This is a genomic window from Massilia phyllosphaerae, from assembly GCF_034659755.1.
Classification (GTDB): Bacteria; Pseudomonadota; Gammaproteobacteria; order Burkholderiales; family Burkholderiaceae_D; genus Telluria; species Telluria phyllosphaerae.
In genome coordinates this window covers 1,758,289-1,780,462 of the sequence record NZ_JAXSQX010000001.1, presented here as the reverse complement: position 1 = coordinate 1,780,462, position 22,174 = coordinate 1,758,289, and the positions used below count along the sequence as shown (strand labels likewise).

Annotated in this window: 13 protein-coding genes and 1 pseudogene; 5 read left to right on the top strand and 9 right to left on the bottom strand. The window is 62.4% G+C overall.

The genetic code is table 11. The features are described from left to right. Positions 1-335: 335 nt before the first annotated feature. Positions 336-1,871, bottom strand: a complete 1,536-nt coding sequence (locus tag U1H99_RS07990; RefSeq protein WP_323141158.1) for a TolB family protein — start codon at positions 1,869-1,871, stop codon at positions 336-338. A gap of 168 nt (positions 1,872-2,039) precedes the next feature. On the opposite strand from U1H99_RS07990, the gene U1H99_RS07985 reads away from it, so the two are divergent. Next, complete coding sequence (locus U1H99_RS07985; protein ID WP_323141157.1) at positions 2,040-3,401, top strand: Gfo/Idh/MocA family protein; 1,362 nt, start codon at positions 2,040-2,042, stop codon at positions 3,399-3,401. Positions 3,402-3,483: 82 nt separating this feature from the next. On the opposite strand, the gene U1H99_RS07980 is transcribed toward U1H99_RS07985, so the two are convergent. Both U1H99_RS07980 and galB read right to left on the bottom strand, forming a co-directional pair. Next, the gene (locus tag U1H99_RS07980) at positions 3,484-4,218 is read right to left on the bottom strand and encodes a 3-keto-disaccharide hydrolase (protein WP_323141156.1); all 735 of its coding nucleotides are present in this window, start codon (positions 4,216-4,218) and stop codon (positions 3,484-3,486) included. A 215-nt stretch (positions 4,219-4,433) separates the two neighbouring features. Further along, the gene (gene galB, locus U1H99_RS07975; RefSeq protein WP_323141155.1) at positions 4,434-6,995 is read right to left on the bottom strand and encodes a beta-galactosidase GalB; all 2,562 of its coding nucleotides are present in this window, start codon (positions 6,993-6,995) and stop codon (positions 4,434-4,436) included. 499 nt (positions 6,996-7,494) lie between these two features. On the opposite strand from galB, the gene U1H99_RS07970 reads away from it, so the two are divergent. Next, a complete protein-coding gene (locus tag U1H99_RS07970) occupies positions 7,495-8,445 on the top strand; it encodes a dihydrodipicolinate synthase family protein (protein WP_323141154.1) in 951 nt (316 codons plus the stop codon). Positions 8,446-8,601: 156 nt separating this feature from the next. On the opposite strand, the gene U1H99_RS07965 is transcribed toward U1H99_RS07970, so the two are convergent. From U1H99_RS07965 to U1H99_RS30100, 5 genes and pseudogenes are all read right to left on the bottom strand, one after another. Then, entirely contained in the window at positions 8,602-9,972 is a 1,371-nt protein-coding gene (locus U1H99_RS07965; RefSeq protein ID WP_323141153.1) for an NAD(P)/FAD-dependent oxidoreductase, read from the bottom strand. Positions 9,973-10,038: 66 nt separating this feature from the next. Continuing rightward, complete coding sequence (locus U1H99_RS07960; protein WP_323141152.1) at positions 10,039-10,965, bottom strand: 4-hydroxyproline epimerase; 927 nt, start codon at positions 10,963-10,965, stop codon at positions 10,039-10,041. A gap of 112 nt (positions 10,966-11,077) precedes the next feature. Then, a pseudogene (locus tag U1H99_RS07955) lies at positions 11,078-12,640 on the bottom strand (APC family permease); the annotation flags it as partial. 226 nt (positions 12,641-12,866) lie between these two features. Then, on the bottom strand, positions 12,867-14,609 hold the full coding sequence (locus tag U1H99_RS07950) for a DUF885 domain-containing protein (RefSeq protein WP_323141151.1): 1,743 nt from the start codon (positions 14,607-14,609) through the stop codon (positions 12,867-12,869). Next, positions 14,606-14,779: a hypothetical protein gene (locus tag U1H99_RS30100; protein ID WP_375341586.1), complete on the bottom strand. Its 174-nt coding sequence runs from the start codon at positions 14,777-14,779 to the stop codon at positions 14,606-14,608. Before U1H99_RS30100 ends, U1H99_RS07950 begins: the two co-directional genes overlap by 4 nt. Positions 14,780-14,948: 169 nt before the next feature. Between U1H99_RS30100 and U1H99_RS07940 the strand changes: the two genes are divergently transcribed. Next, a complete protein-coding gene (locus U1H99_RS07940) occupies positions 14,949-15,692 on the top strand; it encodes a helix-turn-helix domain-containing protein (RefSeq protein WP_323141150.1) in 744 nt (247 codons plus the stop codon). Between the two features lie 96 nt (positions 15,693-15,788). Next, a complete protein-coding gene (locus tag U1H99_RS07935) occupies positions 15,789-18,173 on the top strand; it encodes a beta-L-arabinofuranosidase domain-containing protein (protein WP_323141149.1) in 2,385 nt (794 codons plus the stop codon). On the opposite strand, the gene U1H99_RS07930 is transcribed toward U1H99_RS07935, so the two are convergent. Continuing rightward, positions 18,155-19,120: a LysR substrate-binding domain-containing protein gene (locus tag U1H99_RS07930; protein ID WP_323141148.1), complete on the bottom strand. Its 966-nt coding sequence runs from the start codon at positions 19,118-19,120 to the stop codon at positions 18,155-18,157. The genes U1H99_RS07935 and U1H99_RS07930 overlap by 19 nt on opposite strands. A 156-nt stretch (positions 19,121-19,276) precedes the next feature. On the opposite strand from U1H99_RS07930, the gene U1H99_RS07925 reads away from it, so the two are divergent. Then, on the top strand, positions 19,277-22,123 hold the full coding sequence (locus U1H99_RS07925; protein WP_323141147.1) for a TonB-dependent receptor domain-containing protein: 2,847 nt from the start codon (positions 19,277-19,279) through the stop codon (positions 22,121-22,123). Positions 22,124-22,174: the final 51 nt, after the last annotated feature.

Below are 22,174 nucleotides of genomic sequence, written 5' to 3'. Positions count from 1 at the left end.
TGCGGACGGTGATGTACGCTTCATCAATTGAATATTAAAGATTAGCCATAAATTGCAATCTTCATTCAAGCCTCCGATTTTGAATTAATACATAAATATCTTTTATTGATAAGTGTTTCAATATTGTATCGATATGTATGCGCAAGGAATCTCGACAGCTTGCCCATTTATATTTAATATTGGAAACATATTTGTTTACGGGGAAAGATTAGCAAAACTACGTCTGGCAATCACGGTATTTAACCGGTCTAAATGGCTGGTTCAGGATGCATCTGGACGGTTAAACAGCAGCACCCCGTTTTCCTTCGCTCCGGGCACGCACTGCTGTCACCCGCTCACCCCTTCGTATTGCTCACAAACGCGATCCGCTTCCCATCCGGCGACCAGCTCGGCACGTTGAAACTCCCCTGCCCCCCATACAAGTAGGCGATCACCCTCGGCGCACCGCCTTCGACCGGCATCTCGCGTAGGTAGACGTGGTGGTAGAACGGGTGGTCATAGGGGTCGACATCGTCCATGAAGGTGATGAACACGATCTTTTTCCCGTCCGGCGACACGTGCGGGAACCAGTTGTTGTAACGATCGAAGGTCAGCTGGACGGGGTTCTTGCCATCCGCGGACATGCGCCATAGCTGCATCAGCCCGGTGCGGTTCGAATTGAAGTAGATGCTCTTGCCGTCCGGGCTATATTCAGCGCCGTCATCCAGCGCCTGCGTCTTCGTGAGCTGGGTTTCCTTGTGCGTCGCGATGTCGATCGTGTACAGGTTCAGCACCTTCGGCTGCTGCGCGCGCATGGCCGGGTCGCGCTGGCCGGTGAAGATCATGCGGGTGTCGTCGGGCGTGAAGCCGTGCAGGTAGGAGTGGCCCTGGTCGGTGTCGGTGATCAGCGTCGCCTTGTCGCTGCCTTCGACGGGCACCGTGTAGATCGTCGAATAATTGCTGCCGTCCGGGCGCTTCACGTGGCTGGACAGGCCGAGCAGCTTGCCGTTCCAGGACAGCACGTGGTCGTTGTTGTTGTTGGTCGCGATGCCGGTGTTGATGACGGACGTCTTGCCGCTCGCGATATCGAAGCGGTGCATGCGTCCCTTCGCATTGTAGACGAGGGCACTGCCGTCGCGCGTCCAGTTCGGCGCCTGCAGCGAATCCGGCGAGCGCAGCACGATGCGGCGATTGTGCGTGTCCATATCCATGATTTCGATGTCGCTGCCGAGATAGTCGCGGTATGGCACCAGGCCCCTCCAGGCCGGCACGACGATGCGCACGTTCGAAGCGGTGACGGTCTCGTAGGCATCGGGATTGTGCGCGGTGACGGCCAGGCCCACGTAGACCTTGTCGCCGAGCTTCACGTGCGACACGCTGGTCACCTGGAACGGTTCGCCGAAACGCGCGGCGCTCATGATGAACACGTCGCCGCGGCGCTCCAGCTGGATGACGTCCGGGGCATTGACGCCCATGCGGTATTCCTCCGTGTCGGCGCCGTCCTTTTCCCGGAACTGCAGCGACGCGAGGCCGTCGCCGTGGACGGCCGCCACCACGTGCGCCGCGCTGTCCGACAGGGTGGCGCGCACGTCCCAGCCGATCTTGCGGTGCGGGTCCGCGCCCTTGCCCTCGAACGCGACGCGCGCGGTCACGATGAAGTCGCCCTGCATCTGGTTGTACGCGTAATGCATCTGGTCGTCGGCGAACCAGGTGTTCTTGCCGGACGCGCTGATGCGGTATTGCTGGCGCTTGTCGTCGTAGCCTGCGGCGCCGGTGCGCTTGACGGCGCCGATGTCCTGGTGGGCGGCGAACTGGCCGATGGATTCGGCCGAGGCCATGCCGGCGACCAGCAGCGCGCCGGTCGCGGCGAGCGCGGAAAGGGATATTGGCATCGGGTCTCCGTGGCCTGGGGTGAGGAGGCAATCGTAGAACGAATTCGGCAATGTGGATGCCGCTTGCCGATTTCATTACAAACTCATCCGATTTCCTGACACTTTGGCGCCTCGGCCGGCGCTAGAATGTGCCGAGCCTGCCACAACAACCACAACGCGAGGAGACACATGAGCAGCGACACCAGGACCTATTCCCGCAGACGATTCCTCGGACAGGCAGGCGGCGCCCTGCTGGCGTCCGCCCTGCCCTATGCCGCGCTCGCGCAAACTCGCGCCGCGAACGACCGGATCCAGGTCGCCGCGATCGGCATGGGCATCATGGGTTTCAATAATTGCGCCACCACGGTCAAGGTGCCCGGCGTGAAACTGGTCGCCGCCTGCGACCTCTACACGGGGCACCTGAAACGCGCGAAGGAAGTCTACGGCAACGACCTGGTGACGACCCCGCACTTCGAAGACATCCTCGACAACAAATCGATCGATGCGGTCATCATTTCGACGACCGACCATTGGCACGACAAGATCGCCATCGCCGCCATGAAGAAGGGCAAGGCCGTGTATTGCGAGAAGCCCATGGTGCACCGGCTGGAAGAAGGCCTGCCGATGGTCGCTGCCCAACAGCAGACGGGCGCCATCTGCCAGGTCGGTAGCCAGCGCGTCAGCTCGGCCACCTATTTGAAAGCCAAGGAATTGTACGAGGCGGGTGCGATCGGCCAGCTGGTCATGGCGGAAGCATTCTGGGACCGCCAATCGGCAAACGGCGCCTGGCAATACTCGATTCCGCGCGACGCCTCACCGCAGACGGTCGATTGGAATCGCTTCCTCGGCGACGCGCCGCGCCGCGCTTTCGACGCCGAACGCTTTTTCCACTGGCGGAATTACCAGGATTACGGCACCGGCATCGCCGGCGACCTCTTCGTGCACCTGTTCTCGGGCCTGCACCTGATTACCAGCTCGCTCGGACCGACGCGCATCTACACGTCCGGCGGCACGCGCTACTGGAAGGATGGACGCGACGTGCCGGACGTGATGGCCGGCGTGTACGACTATCCGGCGACCGATAAATCCGGCCCGTTCAACCTGCAGGTGCGGGTGAACTTCATCGATGGCGGCGGTGGCGGCGAGCAGATTGCGCTCGTCGGCACCGAGGGAAAGATGATCGTGCGCGGCAATTCGGTGGAGGTCATGCGCAGCAAGATGGCGCAGGCGCCGGGCTTTGGCAGCTGGGACAGCTACGCCACCTTCGACAAGCAGAACCAGGAAGACTTCAAGGCCTGGTACGAGCAGCACTACGCCGGCCAGACATCGAAGAACGAGACCAGCCGTTCGGAATGGAAGGCGCCGGCCGGCTACAGCGACCATTTCGACCACCACGCCAATTTCTACAATGCGATCCGCACCGGCGGCAAGGTGAAGGAGGATGCAGCCTTCGGTTTCCGCGCGGCCGCCGCGGGGCTGGCGTCGAACAAGAGCCTGTTCGAGCAGAAGATCGTGTTATGGGATCCGGTGAACATGAAGCTGGCGGGTTGACGACACCACAGCGTCGGAACCGCGGCGTCGAATCCTGCACGCCCACCACGCCTGGTGGGCGCTACACTGCCCGGATGCGCTGCTAGTTGGCCGTTTCCAGCTCCCGCACCCACACATTCCTGAAGCTGACCAGATGCCGGTGGTCCTGCAGCTTGATAGGCGCACGCCCGTGCTTGGTGTACGACGGCTTGCCGATGTACACGGTCTCCCCGCGCAGCGCCACATGATTCTGTACCAGCACGCCGTTGTGCAGCGCCGTCACATACGCGGGTGACGCCAGCGAACCGTCTTCGGCAAAGCGCGGCGCCGTCCAGATCACGTCATACGTCTGCCATTCCCCGGCGCCCGCGCACGCGTTCACCAGCGGGATCGACTGCTTGTAGATGCTGGCCGCCTGTCCGTTCACGTAGGTCTTGTTGTTCACGCAGTCGAGGATCTGGAGTTCGTAGCCGCGGTCGTTCGCTCCGGTGGAGGCAAGGAACAAACCGCTGTTGCCGCGGTCCTGGCCCGTGCCTTTGATGTCGGCCGGGATGCGCCACTCCAGGTGCAACTGGTAATCGCCGAACTGGCGGCGGGTCTGGATGTTGCCGCTGCCGGGGCGAACGGTGAAGACGCCGTTGGCGACGGTCCAGGGGGCGGGTTTGTCGGGCGCGGCGGTCGACACCCACTCGTTCAGGTTGGCGCCGTCGAACAGTAGCACCGCATCCGACGGCGCGTGCGTGGCCGTGGCCGGGGTCACACGCGCCGGTTCCGGGCTCCAGACTTCGGTCTCCTCTGGTTTGGTTTGTGCTTGAGCGCTGACGGAACAGAGCAACATGGCCAACAGGCCGGCTGTGCGCGCGCGATAGGTGAAGGTCATTCGCAAGTCTCCTTTTTGGGGTTTATCGCAACATGACATAAATCACGGATGCAGGCAAAGGCAATCTCTACATTTACCGGCACAGGCAATCCATCCACTGTCGATCGGCGGCCATGTCACGGTGCGCTTCAACGGCTGCCCTGCCAGCGCACTGCGTACACGCGCACCAACGCTCAATTGGCATTCAGCGTTATCTCGGTACTGCCTAATCCCGGCGCGCTTGCCGTCAGTATCAACTTGCCGGCTTGTCCCACGCGCGTGCGTACGATCGCCAGTGCCATGCCGTTGAAGGCATTGCGCGAAGGGGACTGGAACGATTCCAGGCTGGTCGCATCGCCGTTGTCGGTGGCGACGATGTCGCCCGGACCGTTCAGGCTGAAGGTGACGCGGTCACTGGCGCGCGGCACGGTGCGGCCATCCTTGTCGGCCACCGTCACCGTCACGAACGCCAGGTCGGTGCCATCCGCGTGGAGGGTCGACCGGTCGGCCACCAGCTGCAATGCCGCCGGCTTGCCGGTGGTGCGCACCGTATCCTCGGTCCATGGCTTGCCGTTCTTGTAGACCACGGCATGCAGGGCACCCGGCGCATAGACCACGTCGTCCCAGCGCAAGCGATAGTCGCGCGGGCCACGCTTCTTGCGGCCGAGCGAATGCCCGTTCAGGAACAGCTCGGCCTCGTCGCCCGAGGTGTACAGGTGCACCGGCGTGACCTGGCCCACGCGTTCCGGCCAATTCCAGTGCGGCAGCAGGTGGGCCATCGGCAGCTCGGGACGCCAGCGCGCCTGGTAGATGTAGAAGCGGTCCTTCTTGAAGCCGGCCAGGTCGACGATGCCGAAGTAAGAGCTACGCGACGGGATGGCGATCTGCTTCAGCGCCGCCAGTTCCTTGGCGGCGCGCTGCTGCTGGGCCGGGTTGGTGAAATTCAGGATGTTGGTGGTATCGCTGTTGTACGGCGTCGGCTCGCCCAGGTAGTCAAAGCCGGTCCAGACGAATTCGCCTGCCACGTTGGGGTTGTCGTCCTGGCCGCGGAATTCGGCGTCGGGCGGCATTGCCCATGGCGGCGCCGACAAATCATAGCTGCTGACCTGGAAATCGGCCAGGCCCTTGGACTTGTCGTCGCTGACCGGGAACATGTATTCGCCGCGCGAGCTGACGGTGGAGGCGGTCTCGCTGCCGAACATCGGGATGTGCGGCGCGTGCGCATGGAGCTTTGCGTATTCCTGCGGCTTGTAGTTGTAGCCGAACAGGTCGACCGCTTCCTGGAAGCCGTTGTAGCCGGAGTCGATACGGTTGTTGGCCGAGGTGACGGGGCGGGTGCGGTCTTCGCCGCGCGCGATCTCGGCCAAGCGGGCGGCCAGCTTCCAGCCTTCCGGACTGTCCTGCTCGGGGATCTCGTTGCCGATGCTCCAGGCGAATACGCTCGGATGGTTGCGGTCGCGCCGGATCATCGCGCGCAGGTCCTTCTCGTGCCAGGCCACGAACAGCGTGTGGTAGTCGTTCGGCGTCTTTTCCTCGGCCCAGGCGTCGAAGGCTTCGTCCAGCACCAGGAAGCCCATGCTGTCGGCCAGGTCGAGCAGTTCCGGCGCCGGCGGATTGTGGCTGGTGCGGATCGCGTTCACGCCCATCTCGCGCAGGATCTCGAGCTGGCGTTCGAGTGCGCGCAGGTTGATTGCCGCACCGAGCGCGCCCAGGTCGTGGTGCATGCAGACGCCCTGGATGGTCACGCGCTGGCCGTTGAGCAGCAGGCCACGTTCGGGGTCGAAGACGATGGTGCGGATGCCGAACGGCGTCTCGACTTCGTCGACCGTGCGCCCGTCGACGCTGACGGTTGTCACCGCGACGTAGCGCTGCGGACTGTCCACGCTCCACAGGCGCGGGTGCGGCAGGCGCAAGGTCTGGCTGATCTCGGCCTGGTGCCCGGCGCCGACCTTCGCCGCCTTGGATGCTTCCTGGCGCGCCAGCGCCTCGCCGCTGCGGCGGCCGTTGCCGTCCAGCGCATAGATCGCGGTCGCCACCTGCGCGCCGGCCACGTTGGCGGCGTCGTTCTGCAGCGTCGCCTGCACGTTCACCAGGGCGGCGTCGGCGCTCACGCGCGGGGTGGTGACGAACGTGCCGTACTGCGCCACGTGCAGCGGCGCCGTCTTGACCAGCCAGACGTTGCGGTAGATGCCGCCGCCCGGATACCAGCGCGAGGAATCGGGCGGGTTGTCGAGGCGGATCGCCACCACGTTGGGCGCGCCCGCCTTGACGTACGGCGTCAGGTCGACGCGCCAGGACGCATAGCCGTAGGGCCAGCCGCCCACATAATGGCCATTGATCCAGACCGCCGCGTGCGACATGGCGCCGTCGACGTCGAGGAAGATGCGGCGCCCGGCGTCGGCGGCCGGCAGCGTGAAATGCTTGCGGTACCAGCCCACGCCCCACCAGGGCAGCTTGCCGGTCTCGCCGGGATATTCCTGCTTGAACGGCCCTTCGATGCCCCAGTCGTGCGGCAGATCCAGTTTGCGCCAGCGGGCGTCAGCGAAATCCGGGCTTGCGGCTGGCGTGTTCCAGCTTGCCATCGCGGCCGCCGCCGGGGCGGCGGTGCCGACCGGGTCCCCCTTGTTGAAGCGCCAGTCGGCGTCGAACAGCAGGCGCTCACGGACTGGATTGGCGAACTTGTCGGCGGCCTGCGCGCCGGCCATGACCAGCACGGCGGCGGAGAACAAGAGAAAGAAGCGGCAGTGGCGTGGCATTTTTTGTGTGGTTTCTGGCGTAGTTGCAGGGGAAGACTCCCCTCGCCATTTTGCTGCGGCGCGCCCCGCGCGGCTTGTCTCGAAACGCTAGGAAACACGCCGATTTCGGCCGCACGCCGACACCTGGTGCGTTGATGATGCCGCGATTGATACGAACAACCCGAACGCGCTTTGGTGCGCACCGACGGCGCAGCTACCGACTGGCCGAGCTCGTAGCATGGCACCCAAGTCAGCCTGGCCATTATGCTGAATTCGCACTGCAGCCGCTTACAGCACGCCTCACATGGAGCTGCTATCGAGGCCGCCTTGGCGGCGTTGCGCTATGCCAGTTTCGTCGTTCCGAACATCGAAAAACATCAATCCCATTCGATCTTTTACTGACAAGATAGCTACCCTGTTACGTATTGCGTAAACCGAAGCTACGCCTGTGACCTCCATGCTGGAACCGGGCCCATGCTGGACGTCCCCAACCACCCACTGTACATCTAAAGAAAATACGATGACCAACAATATCTTCACCGGTACTATCCCGGCCTTGATGACCCCGTGTACCGCCGAGCGCGCGCCTGACTACGATGCGCTGGTCGCCAAAGGCCGCGCGCTGATCGACGTGGGCATGTCCGCGGTGGTCTATTGCGGCTCGATGGGCGACTGGCCCCTGCTCAGCGAAGCCCAACGCCAGGAAGGCGTGGCGCGGCTGGTTGCCGCCGGTGTTCCAACGATTGTCGGCACCGGTGCGGTGAATTCCAAAGAAGCGGTTTCACACGCTGCTCACGCAGGCAAGGTGGGGGCAAGCGGTCTGATGGTCATTCCGCGCGTCCTGTCACGTGGCGCGTCGCCAGCCGCACAAAAGGCGCACTTCTCCGCCATCCTTGAAGCCGCCCCCGAACTGCCTAGCGTCATCTACAACAGCCCGTACTACGGCTTCGCGACACGTGCGGACCTGTTCTTCGAACTGCGCGCCAAGTACCCGAACCTGATCGGGTTCAAGGAATTCGGCGGTGCCGCCGACATGCGTTACGCTGCCGAGCACATCACCAGCCAGGACGAGAACGTCACCCTGATGGCGGGTGTGGATACCCAAGTCTTCCATGGGTTCGTCAACTGCGGCGCAACCGGCGCGATCACCGGTATCGGTAACGCACTGCCGCGCGAAGTGCTGCACCTGGTTGAATTGTGCCGCAAGGCTGTCAAAGGGGACGTGGTGGCGCGGCGTCAGGCGCTCGAGCTGGAATCGGCACTCGCGGTCCTGTCTTCGTTCGACGAAGGCACTGATCTCGTCCTTTACTACAAATACCTGATGGTCCTTAACGGCGACCAGGAATATACCTTGCACTTCAACGAAACCGACGTCCTCAGCGCAAGCCAACGGCGTTATGCAGAGACGCAGTATGAGCAATTCCGCAAGTGGTACGCCAACTGGTCGAAAGAAGTGGCTCACTGGGGCTGAAGCACCTACGCCGTATCCTCGAGGCAGACCGGAGACAAGCCGGACCGCCTCGACTGATACGGTTGCCGCCGGACGGCGGCGTCATCGAGGCGGCATAGCGACGCCGCATGCCCGGCCCGAAAACTGCATCTTGTCGGGCCAAGCGTCATCGGCCCGTCAAAAGCGCGACAGCTTGTATGCGGCTGCCTCCGGCAGGCCATTCCCGGGGGAGGCCTGCGCGTCAAACCGGGCAACCATTTCAGCCGTCACCGCCGCTTGCGTCAACCCGAGATGGTGATGCCCGAACGCCAGCATGACCTTGCCATCGCAAACCGAATCGATGACCGGCAGCGAATCCGCGATGGACGGCCGGAATCCCATCCAGGGCGTCGCCCCCGCCGTATTCAGCGAATCGTGGAAGAGACCCTCACTCAACCTGTGAAGTTGCCATGCGCGCTCCATGTTCGGCGGGCGCTTCAGGCCCGCGAATTCGACCGTACCAGCCAGCCGCAGCCCGCCGCTCATGGGCGTCATGATGAATTTGCGTTCGAAAGATGTCACCGCAAAAGGAAGACGTCCCCCTTCCATCGGCAACATGAGGTGATACCCTCGTTCCGTATCCAGCGGTACGCGTTTGCTCGTCAATGCGGTGGTGAGCCGAGCGGAATGTGCGCCGCACGCAACCAGTATGCGGTCAGCCGCCAGTTCACCGTCCGACGTGAAGATGCGCACGCCATGCCCGGTTACTTTCGCATCGAGCACGTCGCGCTGTTCAAAGCGGACACCGCATGCCTTGGCGGCATCGACCAGTTTCAACACGACCTGGTGCGGGTCGATGAAGTGCCCTGTCTTTGGGAAGAACAGCCCGCCGCGGATGTCATGGTTCAGTTGCGGGACCTCGTTGCGAACAGTATTCGCCTGCCAGAACGCGACATCGATACCCTGTCGCGCCATGCGCGCCTGGAGTGCGCCAAGCGCTTCGAACGATTCACCACGCTCGTAAACCAGTAGCGAACCGTCTTTCTTCAGCAGCGCCTCGCCGTCGATATCTCTCAACAACCGCATCCAGGCGTCGAAACTGGCTTCGTTCAGGGCACGGATGCCGGCGACGGTGCGTTGATACTGCGACGGCTGCAGGTTCAGCAGCAAGCGGCCGAACCATGGCATTGCGCGAGGAAGGTAGCGCCAGTCCAGCCGTAGCGGCCCCATTGGATCGCGCAGCATTGCCGGGATGCGCTTCAGAATCGACATATCCGCAATGGGGAAGACCTGTTCCGTGGCCAGATGCCCCGCATTACCATACGAGGCGCCCGATCCCGGCGCCTGCCGGTCCAGAACCGTTACGCTGCGGCCCGTGCGCGCAAGCTGCAGTGCGCAGGCCACGCCGATGATCCCGGCACCGACGACAACGACATGTGCGGCGGCGTTGGAGGCAAAAGATTTTTGCAAGTTTCTATTTCCCGCCTGGAGCAGCGGGCATGCCGCTATCCAGATCTGTTTGGTGATTGAAAAAAACCCCGGCGCCTGCGATGCGATCTGGCGCAGCATTGAAACGGGCAAGTGGTTTCTACCCGCGCTGCAACCGACTGCGCCTGCCGCGGCATCGAGGACAGGTCAGATACCCCAGGCGAACGGATCCCGATCATCGATCAGGAAGGTGCTGTCGGCAGTCATGTAGGCGCTGCCGGTGATGAACGGTGTGACACGGCTTCCTTCCCACTCATAACAACAGACGAACTGGCTTCCGGTGATGCTGGCCTGGACCCAGATCTGACCCGGCGCCAGCTTGTCGTCGGCGGCCAGGCAGGCCAGCTTGGCGCTGGTCCCGGTACCGCAGGGAGAACGGTCATACGCCTTCCCGGGACACAGGACGAAATTGCGGCTGTCGGCGACCTCGTCGTCGGCGAACAACTCGACGTGGTCGATGAGTGCGCCGCCTTCGCCGGTGATGCCTTGCGCTGCCAGAGCGCGCAATATCGTCCATGTGAAGCTTGTCAACGCTTCGACGTGGCGCATCTCGAGTGTCTTGCCGTGCTCACTCACCAGGAAAAACCAGTTGCCACCCCATGCGACGTCACCGACAACGACACCATGACCCGGGACATCCACTGCGACCTGCTTGCGATAACGGTAGGCCGGCACGTTGCGCACGGTGACCGAACCGTCGTCGTGCAGGAACGTACCCACCTGCCCTACCGGCGTATCGATGCGGTGTTCGCCCGGAGAAATCAGCCCTTGGTAGTGCAGCGATGCGATCAGGCCGATCGTACCGTGACCACACATGCCGAGGTAGCCGGCATTATTAAAGAAAATGACGCCGCAGGTTGCATTTTCCGAAACTGGTTCGCAGTACAAGGCGCCGACGATCACATCGTTACCACGCGGCTCCAGCAAGCACGCTTTTCTCCACTTGTCGTGGTGTTTCCTGAGGTCGTCGCGCTGTTCAGCCATGGTCGCCCCGGCGAGCGCCGGGAAGCCCTTCATGACGAGGCGGGTCGGTTCACCGCCGGTGTGGGAGTCGATGACGTGCAGATGCTTCATGAATCAATTCTCCAAATAGTCCGTTCAAGGATTGCTGACGAAGGGGTCAAGACCAGGCGCGCGCGCTGGCGACGACGGGGGTCTCATCCGGATTGGTGCGGACGCCCTCGCCTTCGTCATCTTCAAGGCGCAGCTTGTGCGCCGGCGTGCCGGCGTACACGCCCCAGTAATAGATACCGAGAGCGCAGACCGCCACGACCACGGTGTCGAATGGGTGGGCTAACATGCCGACGCCGCCGAAGCTGCCCAGCTTGGACAAAACCATCGTGATCGCATAAAAGCCGATGAACCATGCGGAAGACCGGACCTGTTCTTTCAGCGAAAGGTGAAAGGTAGGCACAAAACGGCCGCACAGGATGTAAGCCACGAACATGGCGATTTGCAGCCCCAGCAGCCAGGAGACCGTGCTCCAGCCGGACCAATAGACGATGAGCGCGGCGACGATGAACGAGACGGGTCCCAGTACGGCCATCCATGCGACCCGGAATGGACGGTCCAGATCCGGCGCATTGCGGCGTAGCGCCGCGACGGAGATGGGCGCCACCGCATAGCTCAGGACAAGTGCGGCGGACACTACGTTGATCAGCGCTTCCCATGACGGAAACGGGAGGGTCCAGAAGACGGACAGACCGAAGGTCAGCCACAGGGCTGGACGGGGAATGCCGGAGGTTTCGTCAACCCGGGTGAAGATCTGGAAGAACGTGCCGGTTTTCGCCCAGCCGTAGATGATGCGCGGCGTCGCATTCATATAGATGTTGCCGCAACCGCTGGGAGAAATGACCGCGTCGGCGACCACCAGATACGCCAGCCAGCCAACGCCCAGCGCAAGCGCGATATCGTGATACGGCAGCGACAATTGCTTCGCAACCGCACTCCAGCCTCCGGCCAGCATCGTTGCGGGAATGCCGCCCAGGAAGGCCAGCTGCAGCAGAACGTAGAGCACCGTCGAGAGCAGCACCGACAGGATCAGGGCAACGGGAATGGTGCGCTGGGGGTTTTTCACCTCGCTCGCGACCGAAATAATGGGCGTCAGTCCCAGGTAGGCAAAGATGACGCCGCCGCCAGACACCGCCATTTCGACACCCGACAGGCCAAACGGCGCAAAGCCGCCTGCCATGAGATTCTCAGCCTTAAAAAACGAAAGCAGCACGCCGATGACGAGCAGCGGCACGATGAATTTGAAAATGCTGATCAGGTTGTTCGCTACCGCAAACGTCTTGACACTGCGATAGTTCAGCACAAAGAACATGCACAGCAATGCGAATTGAAAGCCCCACCCTAGCAAGGTCGGATCACTCGAACCCGTCTTTGTCAGTCCGGGGATCCAGGCTGCGGCGTACTGCCGTGACGCCACGACTTCAATCGCGACCAGGCTGGAGAATGCAATCAGCGTGATGAATCCCATCAGGTAGCCGAACAGAGGGCCATGGGAATAAGTCGGATAGCGGATCACGCCACCTGCACGGGGCAGCGCCGCGCCCAGTTCACAGTAGACGATGCCTAGCAAGAGAACCGCGACGCCGCCAAGCACCCAGGACAGGATACCGGCTGGACCGGCGATCGCGGAAACGTGACTCGCTGCAAAGAGCCAGCCGGATCCGAAGATCGCCCCGAGGCCGATGAATGTTACATCCAGCAGCGAGAGATGCTGCTTGAACTTGCCTTGACTTGGCATGGTGTCTCCCTCGTTCGATTGATCGCGCACATGCAGGCAAGAGCGAGCGGCGTGCCCACCGCGGTGGTTTTGTATCGTTTTTTGCAACGCGTCATGAAGGCGATAGGATGCGGGCAAAACATCGAAATCGATGGATGCTTTTCGATGTCCGGCATGACGAAATCAGCATAGTTTCAACCCCCTGTGACGGCGTCGAACCTGTGATCCATGACGGTTCCAAATGAAGTCACTTCACGTCCGGATACGGCCCCTTGCCGCCGCCGGCAATAAAGGCGTCGATGCGTTCGGCGAGCACCGGTAGCGGCACCGCCCCCATTTGCAGCACGGTATCGTGGAAGGCCCGGATATCGAATCTGGGCCCCAGCGCCGCTTCGCTTTTCCGGCGCGCCTCGAAGATCGCCATCTCGCCGATGTAATACGAGAGTGCCTGGCCTGGCCATGCGATGTAGCGGTCCACCTCGGTTTCGATTTCATGGTCGGCCAGCGCCGTATTGTCGTGCAGGTAGGCCTGCGCCTGCGCCCGCGTCCAGCCCTGCGCGTGGATGCCGGTGTCGACGACCAGGCGCGCCGCCCGCCATGCCTGATAGCTCAACATGCCGAACGTTTCGTACGGCGTCTCGTAGATCCCCATTTCGCTGCCCAGCCGCTCGCAATACAGGGCCCAGCCTTCGCCATAGGCCGAGATGTAAGCGCGCCTGAACGGCGGCGCGCCTTTCTGCTCGAGCGCGATCGGCATCTGGAACGCATGGCCCGGCGCCGACTCGTGCAAGGTCAGCGCGGGAAGGCTGTACAGCGGGCGGGCCGGCAGCATATAGGTGTTGAGCATGTAGATGCCGGGCCCGCCGCTGGCCCCGGTGTAGAACGGCGCCTGGTCGTCCGGCACCGGCTTGATGGCAAAGCGGCGGCGCGGCAGGTAGCCAAAATACTGGTCCGCCTTGCCATCGAACTTCTTGGCGATGTAGGACGCACGCATCAGCAGCTCTTCCGGCGTGCGCGCATAAAAGCGCGGATCGGTGCGCAGGAACTGCAGGAAGGCCGCGAAATCGCCTTTGAATTGCGACTGCGCGATCGCGGCCTGCATTTCGGCGCGTATCTTGGCCATCTCGTTCAAGCCCACCTGGTGGATCTGGGCCGCCGTCATCGTCGTCGTCGTAAATTCCACGATTTTCGATTGATAGTAGGCCTTCCCGTCAGGCAGGCTTTCGGCGGCCAGTGTCTCGCGCGTGTGCGGGAGGTACTCGTCGCGCATGAAGCGCAGGACGCTGGCATGTGCCGGCTGCACCGACTCGCCGATCACCTCCATCGCCTCCCGCCGCAGCGCCTCCTGCTCGGCGGCCGGGATCGTCGCCGGCATGTTCTTGAACGGCAGATAGAACACCGTCTCCTCCGGCGTCTTCGCGTCCGCGATCGATGCCAGCGGCACGTCGCGTCCGGCCAGGGCCACTTTCGGCGGCGTGAAGCCGCGTGCCAGGCCTGCGCGCATGTTCGCGACTTCCTCGCTGAAGAACACCGGCATGGCCTTCATTCGCTTGATGTAGTTGCGGTAGTCGGCCACCGTGCTGAACGTCCTGCGTGCGTCGTCGGTGAAGCTGTTCCAGAACGCGTTGTCCGCGGCGACCGGCTGTTCGTACTGGCGGAAGCGCTGGGCTTCCGCCAGTGCCGCGATCTGCGCCCGGTACACCGCGAAATTCACGCGTTCGGGCGCGGACAGGTCGGCGGGCCGGATACCGTCGAGCTGTTTCATCACCTTTTGCCAGTACGCGAGACGCTCGGCCTGGGTCTTCGCATCGACGTGCGGCAGGTCGGGGCTGATGCCTTCGCTATCGTCGTCGTTGTCCTCGATGTGCTGTGCCAGGCGCCACTGCCATTCCCGGGTGTAGATGGACTTGAAGTGCGCGTCCGCGCTGGCGGCGGCGGCATTGCCCGACAAGGTGACGGCGGCGGCCACGGCCGCGAGCATGAATTTCATGAAAATCCCAATAGGGTGAAAAAGCCGTGCCGGCTCTTCCTGGTTGTGCGATCAGCGGTCTTGGCCCACAGCGCCGTGGTGTTGGAAAACTCCAACGCTACATTGCTTGCCCAATCCGGCTGGAACGGTGTCACGGCGACGATGATGCAGACGGCGGGAATCGACATCATGGCGGAAGGATGCCGCCGTGTGGCGCGCTTGTACCGTATTCGCTGGAAACATGATCGAGTCACGCACAACGTTGTGCATTGGGCGCCGACCGAGTCGACTTGTCGCTCACTTAATTTTGACCACAATCAACGAATCCTCTTCTAGAATCATGACAGGAGGATTGCACACATGAAAACTGCATACGTCGGCCCCGCAGCATCCATCGTTGACTTGCCTACAGTAGAGGCGCTGTTTGATCCGCTCAACGACGTTGCTTTTTTCGTCAAAGACAACGAAGGCTGCTACGTCGCCGTCAACCACACCATGGTGCGTCGTTGCGGTTTGCGCAAAAAGGAAGATCTGATCGGCAAGCGCGCCCTGGATGTCTTGCCCCGACTGCTGGCACAGACCTACACCGCACAAGATCAACAGGTCATTCGCAGTGGCCTGCCCATCAAGACGCACCTGGAATTGCACGTATATCCAACACGCGATCGTGGATGGTGCTTGACCAATAAAACGCCCTTGCGTGATATCGGCGGCAGAATCATCGGCCTGATGGGAACCTCCCAAGACCTTGGCTTGCCGGACGATCAGCACCCGGTGTACCGCAAGGTCGCCGAGATCGCCACGCACATTCGCGAACACTGTTTCGAGGATATCAGCGTCACCGACCTGGTCGAGGACGCCGGCCTGTCGCTGTCACGCGTCGAACGTATGTTCCGGCGCGTCTTCCACTGCTCACCGCGCCAATTCCTGCTTTCCGCGCGACTGAACGCGGCGATGACCCTGATTGAAACGCGTCCCAGCACCAGCATCGGGTGCATTGCGGACAAATGCGGCTACTCCGATCACAGCGCCTTTTCGCGTCAGTTCAAGGCCCACACCGGCATGAGCCCTATCGAATATCGCACCCAGTGCATTGAATCCTGACTTGTGCCGATTTCGGCAGGGCCGGCACCCGCAGGCCGCAAGACGAGCGCGCCGGCGCTGCATAAACTATGGAGTCGAAATCGCCGAGGAGTAGGTGTGGCTTCATATTCGTTTTCCCGCCGCCGGGCGCTCAAACAAGGCGCCATGGGCCTTGGACTGCTGTCCGGTTGGGGCCCCGGCGGCGCCGCGGCCATCGCCAGGAAACCGGCGCCCGTGACGCCTGTGCCGCTCTCCGCGGTTCGCCTGCTGCCCTCGGCCTACGCCGACGCCGTGCGTGCCAACGGGGCATACCTGCTGCGCCTCAGCGCCGACCGCTTCCTGCACAACTATCACCTGTTTGCCGGCCTGCCGGTGAAGGGCGCACTGTATGGCGGCTGGGAAGCCGATACCATCGCCGGCGAAGGCCTTGGGCACTACTTGTCCGCCTTGTCGCTGATGTACGCCCAGACCGGGCAAGCGGTCTTCCGTGAACGTGTGGACTACATCGTCAACGAGCTCGCGGGCGTGCAGGCAGCGCAGGGCGACGGCTACGTCGGCGGCTTCATGCGCAAGCGTCGCGATGGCAAAATCGTCGATGGCAAGGAAATCTTCCCCGAAATCATGGCGGGCGACATCCGCTCCGCCGGGTTCGACCTCAACGGTTGCTGGGTGCCGCTTTACAACTGGCACAAGGTTTTTGCCGGACTGTTCGACGCACAAGAGCTCGCAGGCAATCAGCAGGCATTGAAGGTCGCCGTCGGCCTGGCCGCTTACATCGACAAGGTGTTCGGGGCGCTCAACGACGACCAGGTGCAACTCGTGCTCGCGTGCGAGCACGGCGGCATCAACGAAAGCTTCGCCGAACTGTACGCGCGCACGCATGACCCGCGCTGGTTGGCCCTGGCACGTCGCCTGTACCATCGCAAGATCCTGACGCCGCTGGCCGAAGGCCATGACATTCTGCCCAGTGTGCATTCGAACACGCAGATTCCGAAGATTATTGGATTGGCGCGCCTGTATGAAGTGGCCGGGCAGCGCAGCGACGCCGACACCGCCGACTTCTTCTGGCGCACCGTGACCGAGCACCATAGTTACGTCATTGGCGGTAACGGCGACCGCGAGTATTTCTTTGAACCGGACAGCATCGCCGCGCACCTGACCGAGCAAACCTGCGAGGCATGCGCCAGCTACAACATGCTGAAGCTGACGCGCCACCTGTATGCCTGGTCGCCGGATGCGAGCTATTTCGATTACTACGAGCGCACCCACCTGAACCACATCCTCGCGCATCAGAACCCGCGCACCGGCATGTTCACCTACATGACACCGCTGATGTCCGGCGTGCCAAGGGAATACTCGAGCGAAGAAAACGATTTCTGGTGCTGCGTCCTGTCCGGCATGGAGAGCCACGCCAAGCATGGTGACTCGATCTGGTGGGAACAAGGCGATACGCTTTACCTCAACCTGTTCATTCCCTCGACTGTCCAATGGCAATCCGGCGCCGCGTCACTGGAACTGAATACGCAATACCCGTTCGAAGGCGATATCGATGTGAAAGTCAAGCGGCTTGCCGGGCGCCGGACGTTCACACTCGCGCTGCGCATCCCCGCTTGGGCGACAAGCCATGCCTTGCTGGTCAACGGCAAGCCGGTGACGGTGGAGCGCCACAAGGGCTATGCGCTGGTGCGCCGCCAGTGGCGCGCGGGCGATCAGGTGCGCCTGTCGCTGCCGCTCGCGCTGCGGCTTGAGTCGACACCGGGTGACGCGCACGTCGTCGCCTTGCTGCGTGGTCCCATGGTGCTCGCCGCCGACCTCGGCGCGGCCGACAAGCCGTATGACGGCCTCGCGCCGGCCCTGGTGGGCGCCGACATCAAGGGCAGCTTCGTGGAAGTGGATCGTAGCGCCGCTGTCTATCGCAGCGTAGGAACGGGTCGGCCGGGCGACATGAAATTCAAGCCCTTCTACGCCCAGTACGAGCGCCGTGCGGCCGTCTACTTTCACACATACAGTGAAGCGGAGTGGGTCACCGCCGAAGCCGCATTCCGCAAGGAGGAAGCGCGGCAAAAAGACTTGGCTGCGCGTTCGCTCGATGTGATGCACCTCGGCGAAATGCAGCCCGAACGCGATCATGGTCTCGAATCCGACATTTCCTACCCCGTGACCTATCGAGGCCGCAATGGCCGTGATGCGCGCACCGGCGGATTCTTCAGCTTCAAGATGAAAAGCGGACCTGGCCAACTGGCGCTGCAAGCGACTTACTGGGGCGAAGAGACGCGGCGTAATTTCTACATCAGTGTCGACGGCAAGCGCGTCGCCCATGTGGAATTGAACGGACGCCAGCCACGGACCTTCGTGGACGAACTTTATCCACTTCCCCAGGAACTTACTCGCGGCAAGTACAGCATCACGGTGCGCTTCGATCCGGAACCGGGCTTCACGGCCGGTCCGGTGTTCGGCGTTCGCCTGGTGGTCAGTCCTGGAGATCAGCGCACCATCACCTGACGCAAGGCTTCCAGCGTGGCCTGCGTCGCCGGTGATGGCTGGTGATCGCGTCGCGTGACAATGCCGTACATGTCCATGCGCAAGTCAAGTTCGATCGGCAGAACGGCGAGCATGCCGCTGTCCAGCCACGTGCGCACCAGCTCGACCGGCAGTGGCGCCACCATGTCACTGTTGGTCAGCAGGCTGGTCAGCACGGGCAGGTCCTGGGTCTCCACGGTTTCGCAAGGGCGAACCTGGCCTTCTCGCCGGAACAGGGCGATCAGGCGGTCGCGCAAGACGCTGCCGGCCGGTGGCATGATCCAGCACTGGCCCGCCAAATCCGCCAGCGTGAGCTGGGCATGCCCGGCCAGAGGGTGACCCGGACGCACCACCACGCAATGGGGTTCGTGGTGCAGCGGATCGAATGCCAGCTCCTCGGGCATGTCATTGTCGGCAACGCGACCGATCATCAAATCCAGTTTGCCGCTGCGCAGGAGACGCAGCAGGGGCTTGCTGGCGTCCACGTGGATTGCCACCTCCAGGCGGGGAAAGCGCGCCTTGAGCAAGCGCACCGCGTCCGGCACCACACTCGCCGCCGGCGTACGCACGCTGCCGAGCACCACGCGGCCGGTGACGCCGGCCGACAATTCCATGATTTCCTGAAGCCCCGCTTCCATTTCAGCCAGCGCAGCGCTGGCGCGACGGATCATCACTTCGCCGAACATATTCGGCATGATGCCGCGAGCACTGCGGTCGAATAGCTGCAAACCCAGAGCGTATTCCAGATCGCTCAACAGACGCGAGGCGGCCGGCTGGTTCATGCAGGCGGCTTCCGCGGCCTGCATGATGGATTTGCGCCGCCCCAGCTCGACCAGCAGCAGTATATGGCGCGTCTTGAGGTGGGCGTGCATAAAACGCGTTGTACTTAGCATCTTCATGATTGCATGATGACGGAAGGATGCCTTCATGTGGCCCGCTTGTACCGGTTTCGCTGCAAACACAATCGAGTCACGCACAGCTTTGTGGTGCGCCGCGCTATACGTTTTTCGCATATTGACTCTACTATTCCACGCATGATCCCATCGATAACTCATCAACAACGAGAGTTCTCCGGGAGCTGGGATATGTTCAAAGAAAAAGTCATGGCGCGGTCGGTCCGCGTGTTGTTCGCCGGCGGCCTCGTTGCGGGGCTGAGCGGTCCGGCATTGGGGCAGGAAGCGACACGGGACGGCAACATGCAACGCGTCGAAATCACCGGCTCGTCGATCAAGCGCATCAACGTCGAAGGGGCGCTGCCCGTACAAACGCTGAGCAAGCAGCAGATCGAGCAAACCGGCGCCACGACTGTCGCCGACCTGGTCGGCACTTTGCCGAGCATGCAAGGCATGGTCACCTCGTCGGCGTCGATCAATGGCGGCGGCGGCGGCGTCCAGACGGCGTCCGTGCACGCGATCGGATCGGACTACACGCTGGTGCTGCTGAACGGCCGCCGCGTGGCGCCTTTCGGAGCAGGCTCGGCAGTCAACCTGGCCTCGATTCCGCTGTCGGCGGTGGAACGGGTCGAGATCTTGACCGACGGTGCGTCCGCCCTGTACGGTTCGGACGCGATCGCCGGCGTGGTCAACTTCATCCTCAAGAAGAACCAGCAAGACTTGCAGGCGGAAGCGACATACAACACCCCGACTGCGTCCAGCAAGGGCCGCACTGCCAACGTCTCTGTCTCCAAAGGCTTCGGCGACCTGGATACCGACGGCTACAATGTCCTGGTCGCGTTCAACCACGACGGCCAGAGAGAACTGGATGCCGCCGACCGCTCGTTCTCCGCGCCGGGCGGTGTCCACCAGTTCACCAACAACGGCAAGCTGTACTCGCTTTACCAGACTTCGGCCAACTCGATCCCGGCCAACGTCAGGGTGACCCAGGCCGGCAAGGACAGTGTGAGCTTCAACCCGGCCTACGTCTTGTCCGGCAAGTGCCCAGTTCCGGCGCCGTACACCTTCAATACCGGGAACACCTGCCGCTTCAACTACGCCGCGACCGTCGAAGACTTGCCGAAGCTGGAGCGCAATGGTGTCTTCTCCTCGGGCAGCGTGAAGCTGGGCGAATCGCACAACTTCTTCTATGAAGGCCTGTATTCCAAGTTCACCAGCACCGCGCGCTACGCCGCGCCGGCGCAGCCGTTGACGGTGGACCGGAACTCCCTGCCCTACAAGACCTCGGTCGTGCCTGCGCTCGTCAAACTGGGTATCGATCCCGCCCAGGTCACCGGCGCCACGATGAGTTTGCGCCTGGTTGACGCCGGCGGACGCATGGATGCCTGGGAAACGCTCGCCAAGCACGGCGTCGTTGGCGTCGAAGGCGTTGTCTCCGGCTGGGATTACAAGCTGTCCTACACCAATTCGGAGAATGTTTCGACCGAACGCGCCATCGCCGGCTACACATCCTCCGACAAGCTCGACGCCTTGATCAAGGCGGGGACCTACAACCCGTTCGTGGCGCCGGACAGCACTACGAGGGCGGCCCTGGCGCCCGCCGTGCTGCACCAGGACATCACCGAATCGCTGTCCAAGATCCAGGTGGCCAGCGCGCGCCTGGGCTGCCCGGATCTGTTCCAGCTTGCCGGCGGCAACGCCGGCTTGGGCGCAGGCATCGACTTCATGCAGCAGGAATATGCCGCCAACCCCAGCCCCATTCAGCAGGGTCCGAACAAGCTCCAGCCAAACTGGACCGATACAGTGATTGGTGGCGGCGCAGGCGCACTGCCGTTCGACACCAAACGTAACAGCTGGGGTAGCTTCGTCGAACTGGCCCTGCCCGTCACGAAGACCCTCGACATCTCCACGTCCGTCCGCTACGACAGCTACGGGGCAGCCAAGAACAGCAAGAACTACGACACGGAAGGCAACCCGATCGCCCCCGCGACCCAGGGTAACAAAGCCAGTTCGGCGACTTACAAACTGGGGGCGGCATGGCGTCCGATCGAGTCCTTGCTGGTGCGCGCTTCCTACGGCACCGGCTTCAAGGCGCCCACGCTGGATGCGATCACCACGCCGGTCACCAACGGCGGCTCGTCCAACTTCTACGCCTGCCCGGTCAAATCCGGCCCGCTGCTTCCGCTTTGCACGGGTCCCGCCGAGTACAGCTTGCTGGTCGGTGGCAATCCCTTGAGCGGACCGGATGGTCTGCGTCCCGAGAAGTCGAAACAGTTCACGGCAGGCATCCGCCTCGAGCCAATGTCGAACCTGTCGCTCGGCGTGGACTTCTGGGACATCAAGCTGAAGGACCAGATCCAGTCGCTGCCGCAGGACCTGGTGTTCACCAAACCGGAGAGCTATGGCGGCTTGTTCCAGTCCTACTATGATCCGATCCAGAAGGCGAATGTGCTGGCTGCCTTCCTGCCCAACTTCAATATCGCCAGTTCCCATTACCGCGGGATCGATTGGGACCACACGTACAGCACGAACACCCGTTTTGGCAAGGTGAACCTGAACTGGACTGGTACCTACATGCTGAAGGCGCAACAGGATGTACCCGGCGCCGGTGTCGAATCGAGCGTAGGCCGCTTTGACTCGTACAACGAGGTGACCTTCCGCCTGATCCAGCGACTGACGGCGACCTGGAAACAGAACGCGAATTTCACCCACGCGCTGACCTTCAGCTACCGCTCCGGCTACCACGACCAGGCCTTGTCGGCGGACCTCGGCAACGCGCGTCTTGTGAATGCCGATGGGACCTTGGGCGCCGCCGTCGATTCCGTACGCGATGTGAAATCCTATTCCACGTTCGACTGGCAAACCAAGTACAAGTGGAATGCCAACCTGTCCGTGACGCTCGGCATCAAGAACTTGCTGAACCAGGATCCGCCGTTCACGCAGCGCATCGACGGCGGCGGCAACCAGCTGGGTTACGACGGCCGCTATGCCGACCCGCTCGGCCGCCAGATCTACGTCGTCAGCAACGTCAAGTTCTGATGGACCGGATTTGCCTGGCGATCGATGTCCGCATCGCCAGGCAAATCACTG